This window comes from Desulfurobacterium pacificum, from assembly GCF_900182835.1.
Classification (GTDB): domain Bacteria; phylum Aquificota; class Aquificia; order Desulfurobacteriales; family Desulfurobacteriaceae; genus Desulfurobacterium_B; species Desulfurobacterium_B pacificum.
The window spans coordinates 92,555-105,872 of record NZ_FXUB01000003.1; the positions used below are offsets into that span (position 1 = coordinate 92,555).

Sequence of the window (13,318 nt, forward strand, 5' to 3'; positions counted from 1 at the left end):
TTTATCCTTCTTTTGCAATTTCTAATAGATACTTGCCGTAATTAGTTTTTGCGAGTGGTTTTGCAAGTTTAATCAATTCTTCTCTACTTATCCATCCATTTCTATAAGCTATCTCTTCTATACATCCAATCATAAGTCCTGTTTTCTTCTCTATCGTTGCCACGAATTCCCCAGCTTCCAAAAAACTATCGTGAGTTCCGGCGTCAAACCAGGCGAATCCTCTGCCTAATAACTTAACTTTTAGTTTACCTTCCTTAAGGTATTCTTCGTTAACAGAAGTAATCTCAAGCTCTCCTCTATTAGAAGGTTCAACTCCTTTCGCTATTTCAACGGCTTTGCTGTCGTAGAAGTATATTCCTACAACGGCAAAGTTTGACTTCGGGTTTTTCGGTTTTTCCTCTATTGACTTGACGTTACCCTCTTCGTCAAACTCTACTATACCGAACCTTTCAGGGTCTTTTACGTAGTATCCGAAAACGTATGCACCGCCGTTATTTTCAATTTCTGTTTTTGCTTCAGCCATTATTTTAATCAGATTGTGCCCAAAGAACACGTTGTCACCTAACATGTAGCAGACGGTATCTCCGTTTAGAAACTCTTCTGCTAAGATGAGTCCTTTTGCAAGCCCCCTTGGTTTTTCTTGAATTTGGTAGCTAATAGACATTCCAAGGTGTGAACCATCACCGAAGAGTTTTTGAAAGTTTTCTAAATCCTGCGGATTAACTATAAATAGCACTTCACGTATTTTTAGGAGCATAACGAGCGAAAGTGGATAGTAAATCATTGGTTTGTTGTAAATGGGGAGAAAATGTTTGTTGACGGCTATAGTAACGGGGTAGAGCCTCGTTCCGCTCCCCCCCGCCATAATAACGGCTTTCATTGTTCCCCCTTACTTTAAGTATTCTGCCGCCTCTTGTGCCGTTTTTCCTTCGTGAACGATTGCGGCAATGGCTCTTACTATCTTTTCTGGATTATCATGCTGGAACGCGTTCCTTCCGATGGATACTCCCTTTGCGCCGGCCTTCATTGCACCTTCTACCATTTCTAAAATTTCTATATCGTTGCTCATTTTTGGTCCACCGGCAATAACCACAGGGATTGGACATCCTTCTGTAACTTTTCTAAACGATTCTGGGTCGCCGGTGTATGCAACTTTGACGATATCAGCGCCCAATTCTGCTGCTACTCTTGCACAATGAGCAACAACTTCAGGGTCATACTGATTCTTGATATGTTCTCCTCTTGCGTACATCATAGCTATTAGAGGCATACCCCACTCAAGGCACTTCTCAGAGATTTTACCGAAATCTTCAAGCATTTTGTCTTCGTTTATGTCTCCCAAGTTAACGTGGATAGAAACGCCGTCAGCACCTATTTTTATTGCTTCTTCAACAGAACAAACAATCACTTTTGTGTTTGGCTTTGGAGAAAGAGAGGTACTTGCAGAAAGATGAACGATAAGTCCTACATCTTTACCTTTTCTTCTGTGACCGTGTTTTACAAGCCCTTTATGGATGATTACTGCGTTTGCGCCACCGTTTGCTACTCTATCTATGGATTCTCTGATGTTAATTATTCCCGGGATTGGTCCCATTGAAACGCCGTGGTCCATCGGTATTATTACTGTATTTCCCGTTTCTCTGTTTATGATTCTTTCCATCCTGATTTCTTTTCCTATTTTCATGGCTATAACCTCCAAAAAGTTATTTTTTACACTTATTTAACGTGATTTGAAAGGGGATTTTAGCAGGGAATTTTAAGATATGGAAATAGATTATTGACGCGCTCCCTCCCCGAAGGGAGGGAAGTAGTTGTTATAGGAAAAGATAAATTTTTCAATAAAATCACAAAGAACGTGCCCTAAAGTTATGTGAACTTCCTGAATTCTTGGCGTTGAAAAGCTTTTTACTATGAAAGAATGGTCGCAGATTTCAGCTAATTTTCCCCCGTCTTTTCCTAAAAAGCCGATGGTGAGGAGACCTTTTTCTTTGGCTTTTTCAACGGCATTTATTACATTTTTTGAGTTACCGCTTGTGCTTATGCCTATTAGCACGTCTCCTTCCTCACCTAAAGCTTCTACCTGCCTTTCAAATATTTTATCAAATGAGTAATCGTTGCCAATGGCGGTTAAAATGGAGGTATCTGTAGTTAATGCGATGGCAGGTAGGGCTTTTCTTTCCATTAAGAATCTGCCTACCAATTCTGCTGCTATGTGCTGAGAGTCTGCAGCCGAGCCGCCGTTGCCGCAGAGGAGGATTTTGTGTCCCTCTTTTACGCGTTTTGCTATTTCTAAAAAAACCGAATAAATCCTTTCCTTATTTTCCTCTATAAACGCTTTCTTTAGGTCGGCGCTTTCAACAAACGTATAGTAAATTAGCTCTTTCATGCGTTCATCGCCTTTAAGAAGTCTTCGTTTGTTTTGTATTTTCTCAGTTTTTCAAGCAGGAATTCCATAGCTTCGACTGGGGACATGGAAGTTAGGAGTCTTCTTAAAATCCAAACTCTGTTGAGTTCCCATTCAGAGAGTAATAGCTCCTCTTTTCTCGTTCCAGATTTCTGGATGTTGATAGCAGGGAATATACGTCTTTCCACAAGTTGTCTGTCTAAAACTATTTCCATATTTCCTGTTCCTTTAAACTCTTCAAAAATAACATCATCCATTCTACTGCCCGTTTCAACCAACGCTGTTGCAATTATTGTTAAGCTTCCGCCTTCCTCTATGTTTCTTGCGGCTCCGAAAAACCTTTTAGGTTTATGGAAAGCGTGAGCATCTATACCACCAGACAGTATTTTACCACTTGGTGGAGTGAGTGTATTGTAGGCTCTTGCAAGCCTTGTTAGGGAGTCCAGCAGTATGACTACGTCCTTTTTATGTTCAACCAACCTTTTGGCTTTTTCTATTACTATCTCTGCAACTTGCGCATGGCGCTCTGGCGGTTCATCAAAAGTGGAACTAATCACTTCGTCAGCTAAAGTATTCCTTTTCATATCTGTAACTTCTTCCGGTCTTTCGTCTATTAACAGGATTATTAGATAGGTATCTGGGTAGTTTGTTTTTATCGCATTAGCCATTTTTTGGAGAAGTACCGTTTTACCTGCTCTCGGTGGAGCAACTACCAGCCCTCTCTGTCCTTTTCCTACTGGTGTGATAAGGTCAACGACTCTTGTGGCTAATTCTGAAGGGTCGTGTTCAAGCCTGAAACGTTCTGTGGGGTGTAGGGGAGTTAGCTGGTCAAAAAGGGGTCTTTCTTTAGCTTTTTCTGGAGATTCCCAGTTTATAGCGTGAACTTTTACTAAGGCGTAGTACTTTTCATTTTCTTTGGGTGGTCTTACTTCTCCGGCAATTGTATCGCCTGTTCGTAGTCCTAATTTTCTTATCTGGGCTGGAGAAACGTAAATGTCTGTAGAGCTTGGTAGGTAGTTGTTTTCCGGTGAACGTAAGAATCCAAAACCGTCAGGTAAAACTTCAAGAACACCGACACGGAATATCGCACCCCTTCTTTCTGCATCTTTTTCTAAGATTTTTCTTATTAGGTCCTGTTTTTTGGCCGATTTTACGTCTATCCCCAGCCCTTTGGCTATCTTCCTCAAGTCAAATATGCTCATCTTTTGAAGTTCTTCAATTGTAAAACCTTCAAGTGTATTTTCTGCCATGCAGAATTCCCTCCGATTGGTTTAAAGTGAGATTTTATGGATAAAGAGTTATTGCTCCCTCTTCCCAGTCACTTTTGCTACCCATATACTTAACTCATAAAGTGCAAGTAAAGGTAGTGCCATCATTATTTGTGAGAAAACGTCTGGAGGTGTAAGGATAGCAGCAACTATGAAAATAATCAGTACGGCGAACTTTCTGTTTTTTTCAAGCATCCTGTAATTTATTACTCCCAGTTTGGAAAGCAACCATACAATTACAGGCAAAAGGAAGACAAGACCGAAAGCCAGTATCATCTGAATTACGAATGATATGTAGCTGCCTACAGTAATTTGAGGAGTCAGTAAGTCTCCCATGAATCCTAATAGGAATCTTAGCCCGAAGGGTAGAATGACGAAGTAGGCAAAGGCTGCTCCTGCGAAGAAGAACATAACCGAGAAGAACATAAAAGGAAGGATAAATTTCTTTTCATGTTCGTATAACCCAGGTTCAATAAATTTCCATAATTGATATAAAACGTAAGGCATTGCTATTAATATTCCAGCAAAAAAAGAAACTTTTAAAGCTGTAAAGAACGCTTCTGGAGGAGACAGGAATATTAGTTTCCCGTGGAGGTTTTCTGGTAAAGGTCTTTCTAAGAACAAAAGCAGTTTCTTTTTAAAGGGCCATGCTATTAGAAACCCAATAATTATTGCTGCTACAGCTCTAAAAAGCCTATACCTAAGCTCTTCTATGTGTTCAGTTACGGGAAGTTCGTCTTGTGGCGTTAAAACTTTCTTTTCTGGCATAGTTCCGCTTTTATTCTTTAACCTTTATTTTTTCTACATTTTCTTCCTTATCTTTTTGGGTAGCGACAGCTACAACTTCTTTTTCCTTTTCCTCAGATTCTTTCTTCTTTTCTTTTGTTTCCTTTTCATCTTCATCAAGTATACCAGCAGAGGCTTTTCTAAACTCATTTATTGCTTTGCCTGTTGAGCGAGCAAGCTCAGGTAATTTCTTTGGACCAAAAATAAGCAAGGCGATTACCAAGATTATTATCAGTTCTTGGGTTCCTATTCCGAACATGATTCCTCCAGACTTAAGTTAGGATTTTGTGGCTATCTTGAGAGATTTTAGCAAGTTTTCTAAACCTTTCATATCGTTGTTCTCAATTTTTCTGACCACGGCACTTCCTACAACAAAACCATCGGGAGTATTATACATCTCTTTGATATGCTCGGGCTTTGAAATTCCGAATCCCACTACGGTTCTTTTACCTGTTATAGCTTTTACTCTTGAGATATCTTTCTCTATTTCTTTGTAGGCTAATTTGTCTCTTATTCCTGTTATCCCTGTTACGGAAACGTAGTATATAAAGCTTCCACTAACTTCTCCTATCTTCTTGACCCTTTCATCCGTACTCGTGGGGGCTGCTAAAAAGATTGGTGACAGTTTTAGCGATTTTACTTTGCGTGAAAACTCCGCTCCTTCCTCTGGAGGTAGGTCAGGCACTATAAATCCGTCAACGCCAGCTTCTTTGGCGTCCCTTATAAACTTATCTTCTCCGTAGACAAATATGGGGTTGTAGTAGCCCATAAGGATTATGGGTTTTTCTTTAAATTCAGCTCTTAACTTATCTATTAATTCCAGCACTTTTCCTGTGTTGGCACCTGCTGATAATGCTCTTTCGTGGGCTTTCTGAATTGTTGGTCCGTCTGCCAGTGGGTCTGAAAAGGGCATTCCTACTTCAACCATGTCGGCGTATTCAAGAATTAGTCTAAAGATGTCTAACGATTTTTGGCAATCAGGGTCACATGCAGTAGCGTAGACAATGAGTGGTTTTTCTCCTTTCTGGGAAAGGGCTTCAAAACAGTTTTCTATTCTTTCCATACTTTCTCCAGAATAAATAAATTGCCATACATGCAAGAGATAAGGGTATTGCTACAAACTTGTGGGTAATAATAAGAGAAAAAACTTCTTTAATCAAGTTGCCAAGGAAAAGATAGGAAAGTGCCCATAAAAAAGCGCCTATGAGGTTGTATAGAGAAAATTTTGCAAAGTTTGGCTTGAAGCTTCCTATAACGACAGGTAATGTTGCCCTGACTACAGGGAGGAACCTTCCAAATATTAGAGAGATTTCTCCCCTCTTTTCTATGAATTCTTGCGTTTTCCTTATACCCTCTTCCGACACTCCAAGTTTTTTAAGCGTTTTGTAAAGAAGAGCCTTACCTAAGAACGTTCCCATAAAGTACGAGACGGTGTATCCTAAAAATGTTCCTGTTGTAATGCACGTTAGGAAAGATATGGGTGAAATGATGCCTTCAGAGACCAAAACGCTGCTGATGATAAGAACTTTTTCTGCTGGTAGTAATAGTCCTAAAAGAAGTGCTGTTTCTAAGAAGGACCAAGTAAAAAGTATGATACACGAAAGGTGCGGGTGAAGTTTTAAATATTCTGCTGTAGTTTCTATGAGCCTTGTTATTTCCACTATATCTCCTTAATTTAACCTTGACACTTTTTGCTCTCTTAAATAAACTTTCCGTTCGCGAAGAAACAAATTAGGAGGTTGATTATAATGAAAAAAGGTATCCATCCGGAATACAAAGAGACGAGAGTTGTATGTGCGTGTGGTAATACGTGGGTTACAAGGTCTACAAAGTTTCCTGAAATTAAAGTGGAAGTTTGCAACGCTTGCCATCCGTTCTATACAGGAAGCCAGAAGCAGAAGGTTGTAAGAGGTAGGGTAGAGAAGTTCCTTTCTAAATATGAAGGGAAGTATTAATGGGGATTTCTTTAGTTGCTCAAACAGAAGATATGCTGAGAGTTGTTGCCACGGCAGCCAGGGTTTGCTACTCCGGGCTGCCTGTGGATGAACTCCTTTCAAGGTTTTCAGATGAAGATAACGAGAAATTGATTAAAAAAGTTGTCGGAATGGGTCACCTTTCTGTTGTTGAACACGGCGTTATGACGTTTTCTGTTCCTTCTTCTTTTAAAGAAGAACTGTTTAAAGTGATGATGGAAAAACCTTTTTTAAAGATTACAGAAAAAGAGGATGGTTTTTTTGTTACGCTTAACTTGAGGACAATAGTTGAACTGATTAACGAAATGCCGGAGTTAGGATTTTCTAAAGAGTTAAGAAAGTTCGTTCCCGATTTTTTGAAGGATGTTATCAAATAGAGCGGTTTATAGTTATACCCTTTTCGCCTTTTAAAAATTCTCTTTTTTGCTCCTCACCTTTTGAAAAGTTTCCTGCAAAGCGCATGTAGAGTAGATTAAATCCTTCTTTTTTAAGTTCTTCACGTATTTCTTCTTCAATTTTTAGTAACTTTTCCTTCAAGATTTCAGAGTCGGTAAAAAAGTCTATTGAAAAATCCCCCCCACTCCCCACTTTCACCAGCAGTCCTACCTTTCCCTCTTCTGCTTCTATCTCTAAAAACACGCTTTTTATCTCATCCTGCTCTTTAGGCAGATAAATTGTTCCTTTAAAGCCTTCATCAAACAGGAATGGGATAATTATTAGCGAAGTAACGGCAAAAAATCCAAAACTTGAAAGTAGAGACTGAACAGCAGACTTTATCATTTCTCTGGTTACTTCCGGGCGTTTTTCTTTAACCTTTTCAAAGTTCTCGTCTTCTAAAAGCGCAAGCAGAGAAAGAATAAGGTGAGACTGCCTTTTGGGAATTCCGTTCTGGGCTAAAAACTTAAGGGACTTTTCTACTTCTTTTTTTATTTCAGGGGACTGTTTTGCCAGATAAGAAACGATTAACTGAACCACAAAAGGGTCTTTTAAAAGCTCCAGACCTTTGAGGGCTTCCTGCGGTGCAAAGTTTGAAAGCAGGTTTTTCAGCACGTTAAGGGTGCTTTGAACTTCGCCTTCTACCAGAGAAAGCTCTATCTTCGGGAATATAGACTTTAACCTGAACAGCAGCTCTTCGCCGATTTTGAACTCTCTGTCAACGTTTACGTCTGCTATGAGCATTAATTTTCCAGAGCGCAGTTTTGCCTTTCCTTCCGGCGTGTAACCTTCAAACGTTGCCTTGATTAAAAGCGTTTCAAATTCTTCTTTCATGTCCTTTTTAGTAGAGCCGGAAGAAATCGTAGAAAGTAACCTTTTCATGTCTTGGAATGAGAAATTTTCAAGCTTTATCGGCAGGTCGCGCGATACCCCTTCTATGGGGAGTATCCCCTCTACCCTCCTGATTTCCATCCCTTCTCCGCCAAATCATTCAAAAAGGTCTGTGCTTAAATACCTTTCTCCTGTATCCGGTAAAACGGTTACAGCCGTTTTCTTTCCTGTTTCTTTAGCAACTTTTATAGCCGCTGCAACGTTTGCGCCGGAGGAGATTCCCGGTAGAACGCCGTAATTCCTTGCCAGCAGTTTTGCGTAGCGTTTTGCCTCTTCGTAAGTAACGGTTTCTACTCTATCGCAGAGGCTTTTATCAAAGTTTGCCGGAACGAAACCTGCGCCTATTCCCTGAATTTTATGAATTCCCGGTTTACCGCCGGAAATAACTGAACTCTCAGCAGGCTCAACGGCAACGCAGAGGCACTCTGGGTTTACTTCTTTAAATCTTTTTGCGATGCCTGTAAACGTTCCTCCTGTTCCGACGCCTGCTACGAAAAGTTCCGGCAGTTTTCCGATTTGTTCCAGTATTTCCACGGAAGTTTTTTCGTAGTGTACGCGGGGGTTTGCCGGGTTTTCAAACTGCCTTGCGGGGAAGTAGAGGTGAGGATTTTTAGATATCAGCTCTTCAACCTTTTTAACTGCACCGGGAATTCCTTCCTCTTTCGGCGTTAGTATCAATTCAGCGCCGTAGGCTCTGAGTATCTTCTTCCTTTCTTCGCTCATGTTTTCAGGCATAACTATCGTGCATTTATAACCTTTAGCAGCGCATACTAAAGCTAATCCTATGCCGGTGTTACCGCTCGTTGCTTCTATTACTGTTTTTTCCGGCGTCAGCTCACCGCTTCTTTCCCCTTCCTCTATTATCGCCAGCGCGACTCTATCCTTTATTGAACCGCCCGGATTGAACATCTCAAGCTTTAAAAACAGCTTTATCCCTTCAATTTCAATTTCTAACAGCGGCGTATTGCCTATCTCTTCAAGGATAGACCTTGACAACATCTTCATCGCCAATCTCCTCTACCACAAAAACTTCTTTACCTCTTTTTTTTGTTTTACCTTTAACTTTATCAAATAAGGAATTTTTAAACACGAAAAATCCCCCCACATGCCCCGCTGCCTTCCTGAACAAAAAGTCAGATATTCCAAACTCTTCCTGCCACTTTTTCCACTTTTCTTCCGGAATTCCCCTTAAAAGACCGGTGCTGTTGTAAAATTTAACAACCTCTTTCTGAAGGGTTTTCCTGAGCCAGCGTAGCTTTGAATCTCTCGTCAGATTTTCCCTTACAACTTCTTCAAGGCTTTTGTTTTCCGTTAAATACTGACACACTATCTTTGTTATTTCGTTTATCCTGTCAGGAACAATCTCAACTTGCCCTTTGTAGGTTATCTTTCTGTGCTTAACTTCAGGCAGGATTTCAGCCGTTGAACCTTTTAACCTTTCGCTGCTGTCAACGATACCGCCAATCAGTATAAGAGTGCTTTCGTCCACTTCTTCGTGGGTAAATTCTTTTTCGGCGTTTGGGTCTAAAACGATAACGTTTTTAAAGCTGTTTATCTCAACCGTTTTGAAGGGAACTTTCGGCCTGAAAAATTCCTGCAGAAAGGACCTTCCTTCCTCGTCTAAAGACGTAACTGCGAAATTTTCAGGCGTAAAGTAGTCTTTTACAATTCCAAAAGCTATTTCAATCTGAACGGCAAGGCTTTTTTTCTCCGATGGTAGCAACTTTTCAAAAAGAGAAAAATCCACCCCCACCGTCGGATACCTGAACTCTACGTTAGAAAAGTCTATTTCCCCTCTGCCTTTAACGATAACAGCATCAGCCTTTTCTTCACCCCTTAGTCCCAAAAACTTTACGCCTTCTACTTCCCCTAAAACCTTTCCCGGCTTTATCTCCTTGCCAAAATTTTTAGCTTTTATAACGCCAAACCTTCCCCTTGCAATTTCCCACGCAGCCCTGTTTAAAAAGTTGCCCCTTCCCGGAAACAGCAGAAACTTCGGACGGAAAATCCCTTCTTTTTTTAGCTTTTCTGCTATTAACTGGCAGGGTTTCCTAAACTTCATTGGAAAGCGTCCTCTACGTGTTCTATTTCATACTTTCCGTTTTCTTCCGTAATTCCTATAACATCAAACCTTATCGCTTCGTAGTCAACAAAGCGCTTTTGCAAGAAGTAGAGTGCAGTCTTCTTTATCTTTTCTATTTTCTTTCTGCCAATAGATTCCAGTGGATTAACAAGGTTTTTTTTCTTTCTCAGCTTAACTTCAACGAAAACAACCGTTTTAGAACTGCTTTCGTAGGCTATCAGGTCAATCTCTCCCCAGTAGCTCCTGAAGTTTTTCCCTATAATATCGTAGCCTTTCTTCAACAGGTAGCGGGAAGCTATCCTTTCCCCTTCTAACCCTTTTTCCCTTGACCCTTCCAAAACTGCCTCTGTGTATCGGCGTTATTCCCATTTTATCAATGGCAGCGATGTGTTTTTTCGTCGGATACCCTTTATTGCTTGAAAAGTCGTATCCCGGAAAGATTTCTTCAAACGATTTCATTATGTAATCCCTTGTTACTTTTGCCAGGACGCTTGCACAGGCGCAGGAAAAGCTCCTCTCATCACCTTTGACTAAAACCAAAGAGTTTTCCTCGTATCCTTCAACTTTCAGGTAGTCTGTTATAAGAAAGTCCGGCTTTTCTTTTAAACCTTTCAGCGCCCTGTGAACAGCGAGCAGAGTGGCTTTGTAGATGTTAAGAGAGTCTATTTCCAGAGAATCGGCAAATCCGACGGAAAAATCAAGGCACGAATTGACTATCTCGTAAAAAAGGTTTTCTCTTTCACTTTCTTTGAGTTTTTTTGAGTCTTTAAAAAGAAAAGGATTGACGTTAGGCGGGAACACAACAACCGCTGCTACTACTGGTCCTGCCAAAGGACCTCTTCCCGCTTCGTCAATCCCTGCTATTCTTTTGTAACCTTTATTCCAGAGTTCTCTTTCAAACTTTAAGATTACTTGCTGGTCATCCACTCTTTTTTCTCTTTAATTCTTGCAGCCTTACCTTTACGCTCTCTGAGGTAGTAGAGTCTTGCTCTTCTTACGATACCTCTCTTGAGAACTTCTACCTTTTCAATTACGGGAGCGTGCATAGGGAACGTTCTTTCAATACCAATTCCGTAAGATACCTTTCTTACTGTGAAGGTTGCGTCCGTTCCGCCGCCTCTCTTTCTGATTACAACGCCTTCAAAAGCCTGAATTCTTTCCTTATCTCCTTCCTTTACCTTTACGTAAACTCTTACAGTATCTCCAGGTCTAAATTCAGGTATATCATTTCTCATATATTTTTCCTGAACAGTCTTCATTAAAGCATCAAGTCCGCCTAACATGGTAAACCTCCCTGAAAAGTTAAAAGTGCGGGCAAATTTTATGGAAAAAATCCTCTTTGTCAAGCCCTAAAAATAAAAATGGTGCGCCCGGCAGGGATCGAACCTGCGACCTCGAGATTAGGAATCTCGCGCTCTATCCTACTGAGCTACGGGCGCACGTTTTGAAGATAGTTAGAAAAATAAACCTCTACTTTTGTATGTCAACTTCTGCTTTCCAGCCACTCTTTTAGTATGAGCGCTGCTGCTATGTCGTCTAAGAATTCCCTTTTTCTGTTGAGGCTGTTCATCAACTCTTCAGCTTCAGCGGTAGAAAAAGATTCGTCTGTGAAAACGATTTTAACGTCGTTCTTACCATGTTCTTTCAGAAATTCTTTCAACTTTGAGGCAAACTTTTCAATCTTTTCGGCAATTTTGGTTTTTTCTCCTTTACTGTTTAAAGGTAGTCCGATTACTACCGTTCCAACGTTTTTCTCTTCTATCGTTTTTAGCAGTTTTTCAAAGGTTTCTCTGTTGCTTTTTCTGAAAATTACTTCGTGAGGCTGTGCCGTTAGCTTTAAAGGGTCAGACAGCGCTACGCCTATTCTTTTAAAGCCTACATCTAAAGCCATTACTCTTTTCAAGCTTTACCCCTTTGACGTTGCAATTACGATTTTTACCCTGTCTCCCGGCTTTATCCTTTCATCGTCGCATAGTAGCTTGCCGTCTTTTAAAACTACGGCAGTTTCGGGGTAGATGTTCAGCGATTCTAAGAGTTCGTCCACTCTTATAGATTTCTTTTCTATTGTAACTTCTTCTGTTTTTCCGTCTATTTCTACCGCAATTGTGTTCATGTTTTCTCCTATCTTTGCTTAGGGTGTTAATATATTATTGCTTAAATTTTGGAGAAAGAGCCGTGCTTAGAAAAGTGAAAATAGAGACTATAGAGGATTTGAAAAGATTTTTGATTGAGTTTTTTGAAGGTGAGGAGGTGGGGATTTTTCTTTTCGGTTCAAGGGCAAGAGGTGATAACTCATCCTTTTCCGATGTTGATATTGCCTTTCTTTCGTCTAAAGACATTTCTGATAAATTGACTCTTTTGAGGGAATTTATTGAAGAGAGCAATTTTCCCTATAAAGTTGACCTTGTGGATTTGTCTCGCGCTAATAAGTTAAAGGACATAGTTTTGAGAGAGAGTATTAGATGGCTTTGAAAGAACAGCTTGAATCTCTCAAATCTGCATTCAGCAGGCTTAAAGGGGCTCAAGAAAAAGCAAAGAGCTCTTCGCTGGAAGATTATCCTTTTTTTTAGAAATAGCGCCATTCAAAGGTTTGAATTTACCGTTGAAATACTGTGGAAAACGGTTAAAACTTTCTTAAAAGAGATTGAGGGTATTGAATGCAGGAGTCCTAAATCCTGTATAAGGGGCTTCTTTTCTGTCGGCTATCTGTCTGAAGACGAAGTTTTGCTGCTTTTGAGAATGATAGATGATAGAAACTTAACTTCTCATGCTTACATTGAAGAAGTTGCAGAAGAAATTTTTCGCAGAATAGTTGAATATGAGCCTTTGATAGAAAAAATAATTAATATTTTGGAGGAGCGTGTTTATAATGAAAATCTACCTTGATGACTGGAGGCAGCCGCCGCCGGGATACCTGTGGGTGAAAACCGTTAACGACCTGAAGAAAATAGTTAAGGAGAGAGGTAGAGAAATAGAAGTTCTTGACCTTGACAATTATTTAGAAGAATATTCTGTTTTTGGTGGTAACGGTATTGATTTTATAAATTGGCTTGAAGAAGTTGTTTATACTGGTGAAGTTGAGTTGAATCCTGATGTTAAAATTATTTCTCACTCTTCTGACCCAATTATGAGAGCAAAAATAGAGGAAATTGGTGAAAACATAAAAGCCTTTTTAAGGAGTAGAAAATGAAGTTAAGTAAAGAAGAAGTCAAGCACATAGCCATGCTTTCAAGGCTTACCCTTTCTGAAGAGGAGGTGGAAAAGTTTCAGGAGCAGCTCTCAAGAATTCTTGACTTTGTTGAAAAGTTAAATGAACTTGATACTGAAGGTATAGACCCCAAATTCCAAATTATTCCTCCTCAAAACGTTTTAAGAGAAGACGTGCCTGGCGTGAGCCTGCCAAGAGAAAAAGCTCTTATGAATGCACCGGAAACGGACGGTGAGTACTTTATAGTACCTAAAGTTGTGAGAAAGTAAT

Annotated in this window: 22 protein-coding genes and 1 tRNA gene; 6 read left to right on the forward strand and 17 right to left on the reverse strand. The window is 40.1% G+C overall.

Features of this window, described 5'->3' with window-relative positions; genetic code table 11:
* Position 1: 1 nt before the first annotated feature.
* From rfbA to QOL23_RS05890, 8 genes are all read right to left on the reverse strand, one after another.
* Entirely contained in the window at positions 2-880 is an 879-nt protein-coding gene (rfbA, locus tag QOL23_RS05855; protein WP_283400650.1) for a glucose-1-phosphate thymidylyltransferase RfbA, read from the reverse strand.
* A gap of 9 nt (positions 881-889) precedes the next feature.
* On the reverse strand, positions 890-1,684 hold the full coding sequence (locus tag QOL23_RS05860; protein WP_283400651.1) for a 2-amino-3,7-dideoxy-D-threo-hept-6-ulosonate synthase: 795 nt from the start codon (positions 1,682-1,684) through the stop codon (positions 890-892).
* Positions 1,685-1,774: 90 nt separating this feature from the next.
* A complete protein-coding gene (gmhA, locus tag QOL23_RS05865; protein WP_283400652.1) occupies positions 1,775-2,386 on the reverse strand; it encodes a D-sedoheptulose 7-phosphate isomerase in 612 nt (203 codons plus the stop codon).
* Positions 2,383-3,654 carry a transcription termination factor Rho gene (gene rho / locus QOL23_RS05870; RefSeq protein ID WP_283400653.1) on the reverse strand — a complete coding sequence of 424 codons (1,272 nt, stop codon included), beginning with the start codon at positions 3,652-3,654 and terminating at the stop codon, positions 2,383-2,385. The genes gmhA and rho overlap by 4 nt, the downstream gene beginning before the upstream one ends.
* Before the next feature lie 48 nt (positions 3,655-3,702).
* Positions 3,703-4,440, reverse strand: coding sequence for a twin-arginine translocase subunit TatC (gene tatC, locus QOL23_RS05875; protein ID WP_283400654.1), 738 nt, complete (start codon positions 4,438-4,440; stop codon positions 3,703-3,705).
* Positions 4,441-4,450: 10 nt separating this feature from the next.
* Positions 4,451-4,717 (reverse strand): twin-arginine translocase TatA/TatE family subunit, encoded by a 267-nt coding sequence (tatA, locus tag QOL23_RS05880; protein ID WP_283400655.1) that lies wholly within the window; start codon positions 4,715-4,717, stop codon positions 4,451-4,453.
* 18 nt (positions 4,718-4,735) lie between these two features.
* Positions 4,736-5,521, reverse strand: coding sequence for a tryptophan synthase subunit alpha (trpA, locus tag QOL23_RS05885; RefSeq protein ID WP_283400656.1), 786 nt, complete (start codon positions 5,519-5,521; stop codon positions 4,736-4,738).
* A complete protein-coding gene (locus tag QOL23_RS05890) occupies positions 5,496-6,119 on the reverse strand; it encodes a DedA family protein (RefSeq protein ID WP_283400657.1) in 624 nt (207 codons plus the stop codon). The genes trpA and QOL23_RS05890 overlap by 26 nt, the downstream gene beginning before the upstream one ends.
* An 87-nt stretch (positions 6,120-6,206) precedes the next feature.
* On the opposite strand from QOL23_RS05890, the gene rpmE reads away from it, so the two are divergent.
* On the forward strand, positions 6,207-6,413 hold the full coding sequence (gene rpmE / locus QOL23_RS05895; protein ID WP_283400658.1) for a 50S ribosomal protein L31: 207 nt from the start codon (positions 6,207-6,209) through the stop codon (positions 6,411-6,413).
* Positions 6,413-6,808 carry an FAD-dependent thymidylate synthase gene (locus QOL23_RS05900; protein WP_283400659.1) on the forward strand — a complete coding sequence of 132 codons (396 nt, stop codon included), beginning with the start codon at positions 6,413-6,415 and terminating at the stop codon, positions 6,806-6,808. Before rpmE ends, QOL23_RS05900 begins: the two co-directional genes overlap by 1 nt.
* Here the strand turns inward: QOL23_RS05900 and QOL23_RS05905 are convergent.
* The 9 genes from QOL23_RS05905 to QOL23_RS05945 all read right to left on the reverse strand — a co-directional run bounded on the left by QOL23_RS05905 (position 6,801) and on the right by QOL23_RS05945 (position 11,953).
* The gene (locus QOL23_RS05905; protein ID WP_283400660.1) at positions 6,801-7,838 is read right to left on the reverse strand and encodes a hypothetical protein; all 1,038 of its coding nucleotides are present in this window, start codon (positions 7,836-7,838) and stop codon (positions 6,801-6,803) included. The two genes, QOL23_RS05900 and QOL23_RS05905, sit on opposite strands and share 8 nt — an antisense overlap.
* Positions 7,839-7,853: 15 nt before the next feature.
* The gene (gene cysK / locus QOL23_RS05910; protein WP_283400661.1) at positions 7,854-8,762 is read right to left on the reverse strand and encodes a cysteine synthase A; all 909 of its coding nucleotides are present in this window, start codon (positions 8,760-8,762) and stop codon (positions 7,854-7,856) included.
* Positions 8,734-9,819, reverse strand: coding sequence for an RNA methyltransferase (locus QOL23_RS05915; RefSeq protein ID WP_283400662.1), 1,086 nt, complete (start codon positions 9,817-9,819; stop codon positions 8,734-8,736). The genes cysK and QOL23_RS05915 overlap by 29 nt, the downstream gene beginning before the upstream one ends.
* Positions 9,816-10,121, reverse strand: a complete 306-nt coding sequence (locus QOL23_RS05920; RefSeq protein ID WP_283400663.1) for a YraN family protein — start codon at positions 10,119-10,121, stop codon at positions 9,816-9,818. Before QOL23_RS05920 ends, QOL23_RS05915 begins: the two co-directional genes overlap by 4 nt.
* Positions 10,063-10,767, reverse strand: a complete 705-nt coding sequence (locus QOL23_RS05925; protein ID WP_283400664.1) for a ribonuclease HII — start codon at positions 10,765-10,767, stop codon at positions 10,063-10,065. Before QOL23_RS05925 ends, QOL23_RS05920 begins: the two co-directional genes overlap by 59 nt.
* Positions 10,749-11,123 carry a 50S ribosomal protein L19 gene (gene rplS, locus QOL23_RS05930; RefSeq protein ID WP_283400665.1) on the reverse strand — a complete coding sequence of 125 codons (375 nt, stop codon included), beginning with the start codon at positions 11,121-11,123 and terminating at the stop codon, positions 10,749-10,751. Before rplS ends, QOL23_RS05925 begins: the two co-directional genes overlap by 19 nt.
* Before the next feature lie 79 nt (positions 11,124-11,202).
* Positions 11,203-11,279: transfer RNA gene (locus QOL23_RS05935), tRNA-Arg, on the reverse strand.
* 44 nt (positions 11,280-11,323) lie between these two features.
* Positions 11,324-11,743, reverse strand: a complete 420-nt coding sequence (gene ruvX / locus QOL23_RS05940; RefSeq protein WP_283400666.1) for a Holliday junction resolvase RuvX — start codon at positions 11,741-11,743, stop codon at positions 11,324-11,326.
* Between the two features lie 3 nt (positions 11,744-11,746).
* A complete protein-coding gene (locus tag QOL23_RS05945) occupies positions 11,747-11,953 on the reverse strand; it encodes a MoaD/ThiS family protein (protein ID WP_283400667.1) in 207 nt (68 codons plus the stop codon).
* 62 nt (positions 11,954-12,015) lie between these two features.
* On the opposite strand from QOL23_RS05945, the gene QOL23_RS05950 reads away from it, so the two are divergent.
* The 4 genes from QOL23_RS05950 to gatC are packed head-to-tail and all read left to right on the forward strand — an operon-like array spanning position 12,016 to position 13,317.
* Positions 12,016-12,312: a nucleotidyltransferase family protein gene (locus QOL23_RS05950; protein ID WP_283400668.1), complete on the forward strand. Its 297-nt coding sequence runs from the start codon at positions 12,016-12,018 to the stop codon at positions 12,310-12,312.
* Between the two features lie 9 nt (positions 12,313-12,321).
* Positions 12,322-12,726, forward strand: a complete 405-nt coding sequence (locus QOL23_RS05955) for an HI0074 family nucleotidyltransferase substrate-binding subunit (RefSeq protein WP_283400669.1) — start codon at positions 12,322-12,324, stop codon at positions 12,724-12,726.
* On the forward strand, positions 12,710-13,030 hold the full coding sequence (locus QOL23_RS05960; protein WP_283400670.1) for a cyclic-phosphate processing receiver domain-containing protein: 321 nt from the start codon (positions 12,710-12,712) through the stop codon (positions 13,028-13,030). The genes QOL23_RS05955 and QOL23_RS05960 overlap by 17 nt, the downstream gene beginning before the upstream one ends.
* Positions 13,027-13,317, forward strand: a complete 291-nt coding sequence (gene gatC / locus QOL23_RS05965; RefSeq protein ID WP_283400671.1) for an Asp-tRNA(Asn)/Glu-tRNA(Gln) amidotransferase subunit GatC — start codon at positions 13,027-13,029, stop codon at positions 13,315-13,317. The genes QOL23_RS05960 and gatC overlap by 4 nt, the downstream gene beginning before the upstream one ends.
* Position 13,318: the final 1 nt, after the last annotated feature.

Coding starts and splice junctions, on each gene's coding strand:
- gmhA (WP_283400652.1), bottom strand. CDS start 2,386: ATGAAAGAGCTAATTTACTATACGTTTGTTGAAAGCGCCGACCTAAAG.
- tatA (WP_283400655.1), bottom strand. CDS start 4,717: ATGTTCGGAATAGGAACCCAAGAACTGATAATAATCTTGGTAATCGCC.
- trpA (WP_283400656.1), bottom strand. CDS start 5,521: ATGGAAAGAATAGAAAACTGTTTTGAAGCCCTTTCCCAGAAAGGAGAA.
- QOL23_RS05860 (WP_283400651.1), bottom strand. CDS start 1,684: ATGAAAATAGGAAAAGAAATCAGGATGGAAAGAATCATAAACAGAGAA.
- QOL23_RS05915 (WP_283400662.1), bottom strand. CDS start 9,819: ATGAAGTTTAGGAAACCCTGCCAGTTAATAGCAGAAAAGCTAAAAAAA.
- rplS (WP_283400665.1), bottom strand. CDS start 11,123: ATGTTAGGCGGACTTGATGCTTTAATGAAGACTGTTCAGGAAAAATAT.
- rfbA (WP_283400650.1), bottom strand. CDS start 880: ATGAAAGCCGTTATTATGGCGGGGGGGAGCGGAACGAGGCTCTACCCC.
- rpmE (WP_283400658.1), top strand. CDS start 6,207: ATGAAAAAAGGTATCCATCCGGAATACAAAGAGACGAGAGTTGTATGT.
- cysK (WP_283400661.1), bottom strand. CDS start 8,762: ATGAAGATGTTGTCAAGGTCTATCCTTGAAGAGATAGGCAATACGCCG.
- QOL23_RS05905 (WP_283400660.1), bottom strand. CDS start 7,838: ATGGAAATCAGGAGGGTAGAGGGGATACTCCCCATAGAAGGGGTATCG.
- tatC (WP_283400654.1), bottom strand. CDS start 4,440: ATGCCAGAAAAGAAAGTTTTAACGCCACAAGACGAACTTCCCGTAACT.
- QOL23_RS05945 (WP_283400667.1), bottom strand. CDS start 11,953: ATGAACACAATTGCGGTAGAAATAGACGGAAAAACAGAAGAAGTTACA.
- QOL23_RS05900 (WP_283400659.1), top strand. CDS start 6,413: ATGGGGATTTCTTTAGTTGCTCAAACAGAAGATATGCTGAGAGTTGTT.
- gatC (WP_283400671.1), top strand. CDS start 13,027: ATGAAGTTAAGTAAAGAAGAAGTCAAGCACATAGCCATGCTTTCAAGG.
- QOL23_RS05960 (WP_283400670.1), top strand. CDS start 12,710: ATGAAAATCTACCTTGATGACTGGAGGCAGCCGCCGCCGGGATACCTG.
- rho (WP_283400653.1), bottom strand. CDS start 3,654: ATGGCAGAAAATACACTTGAAGGTTTTACAATTGAAGAACTTCAAAAG.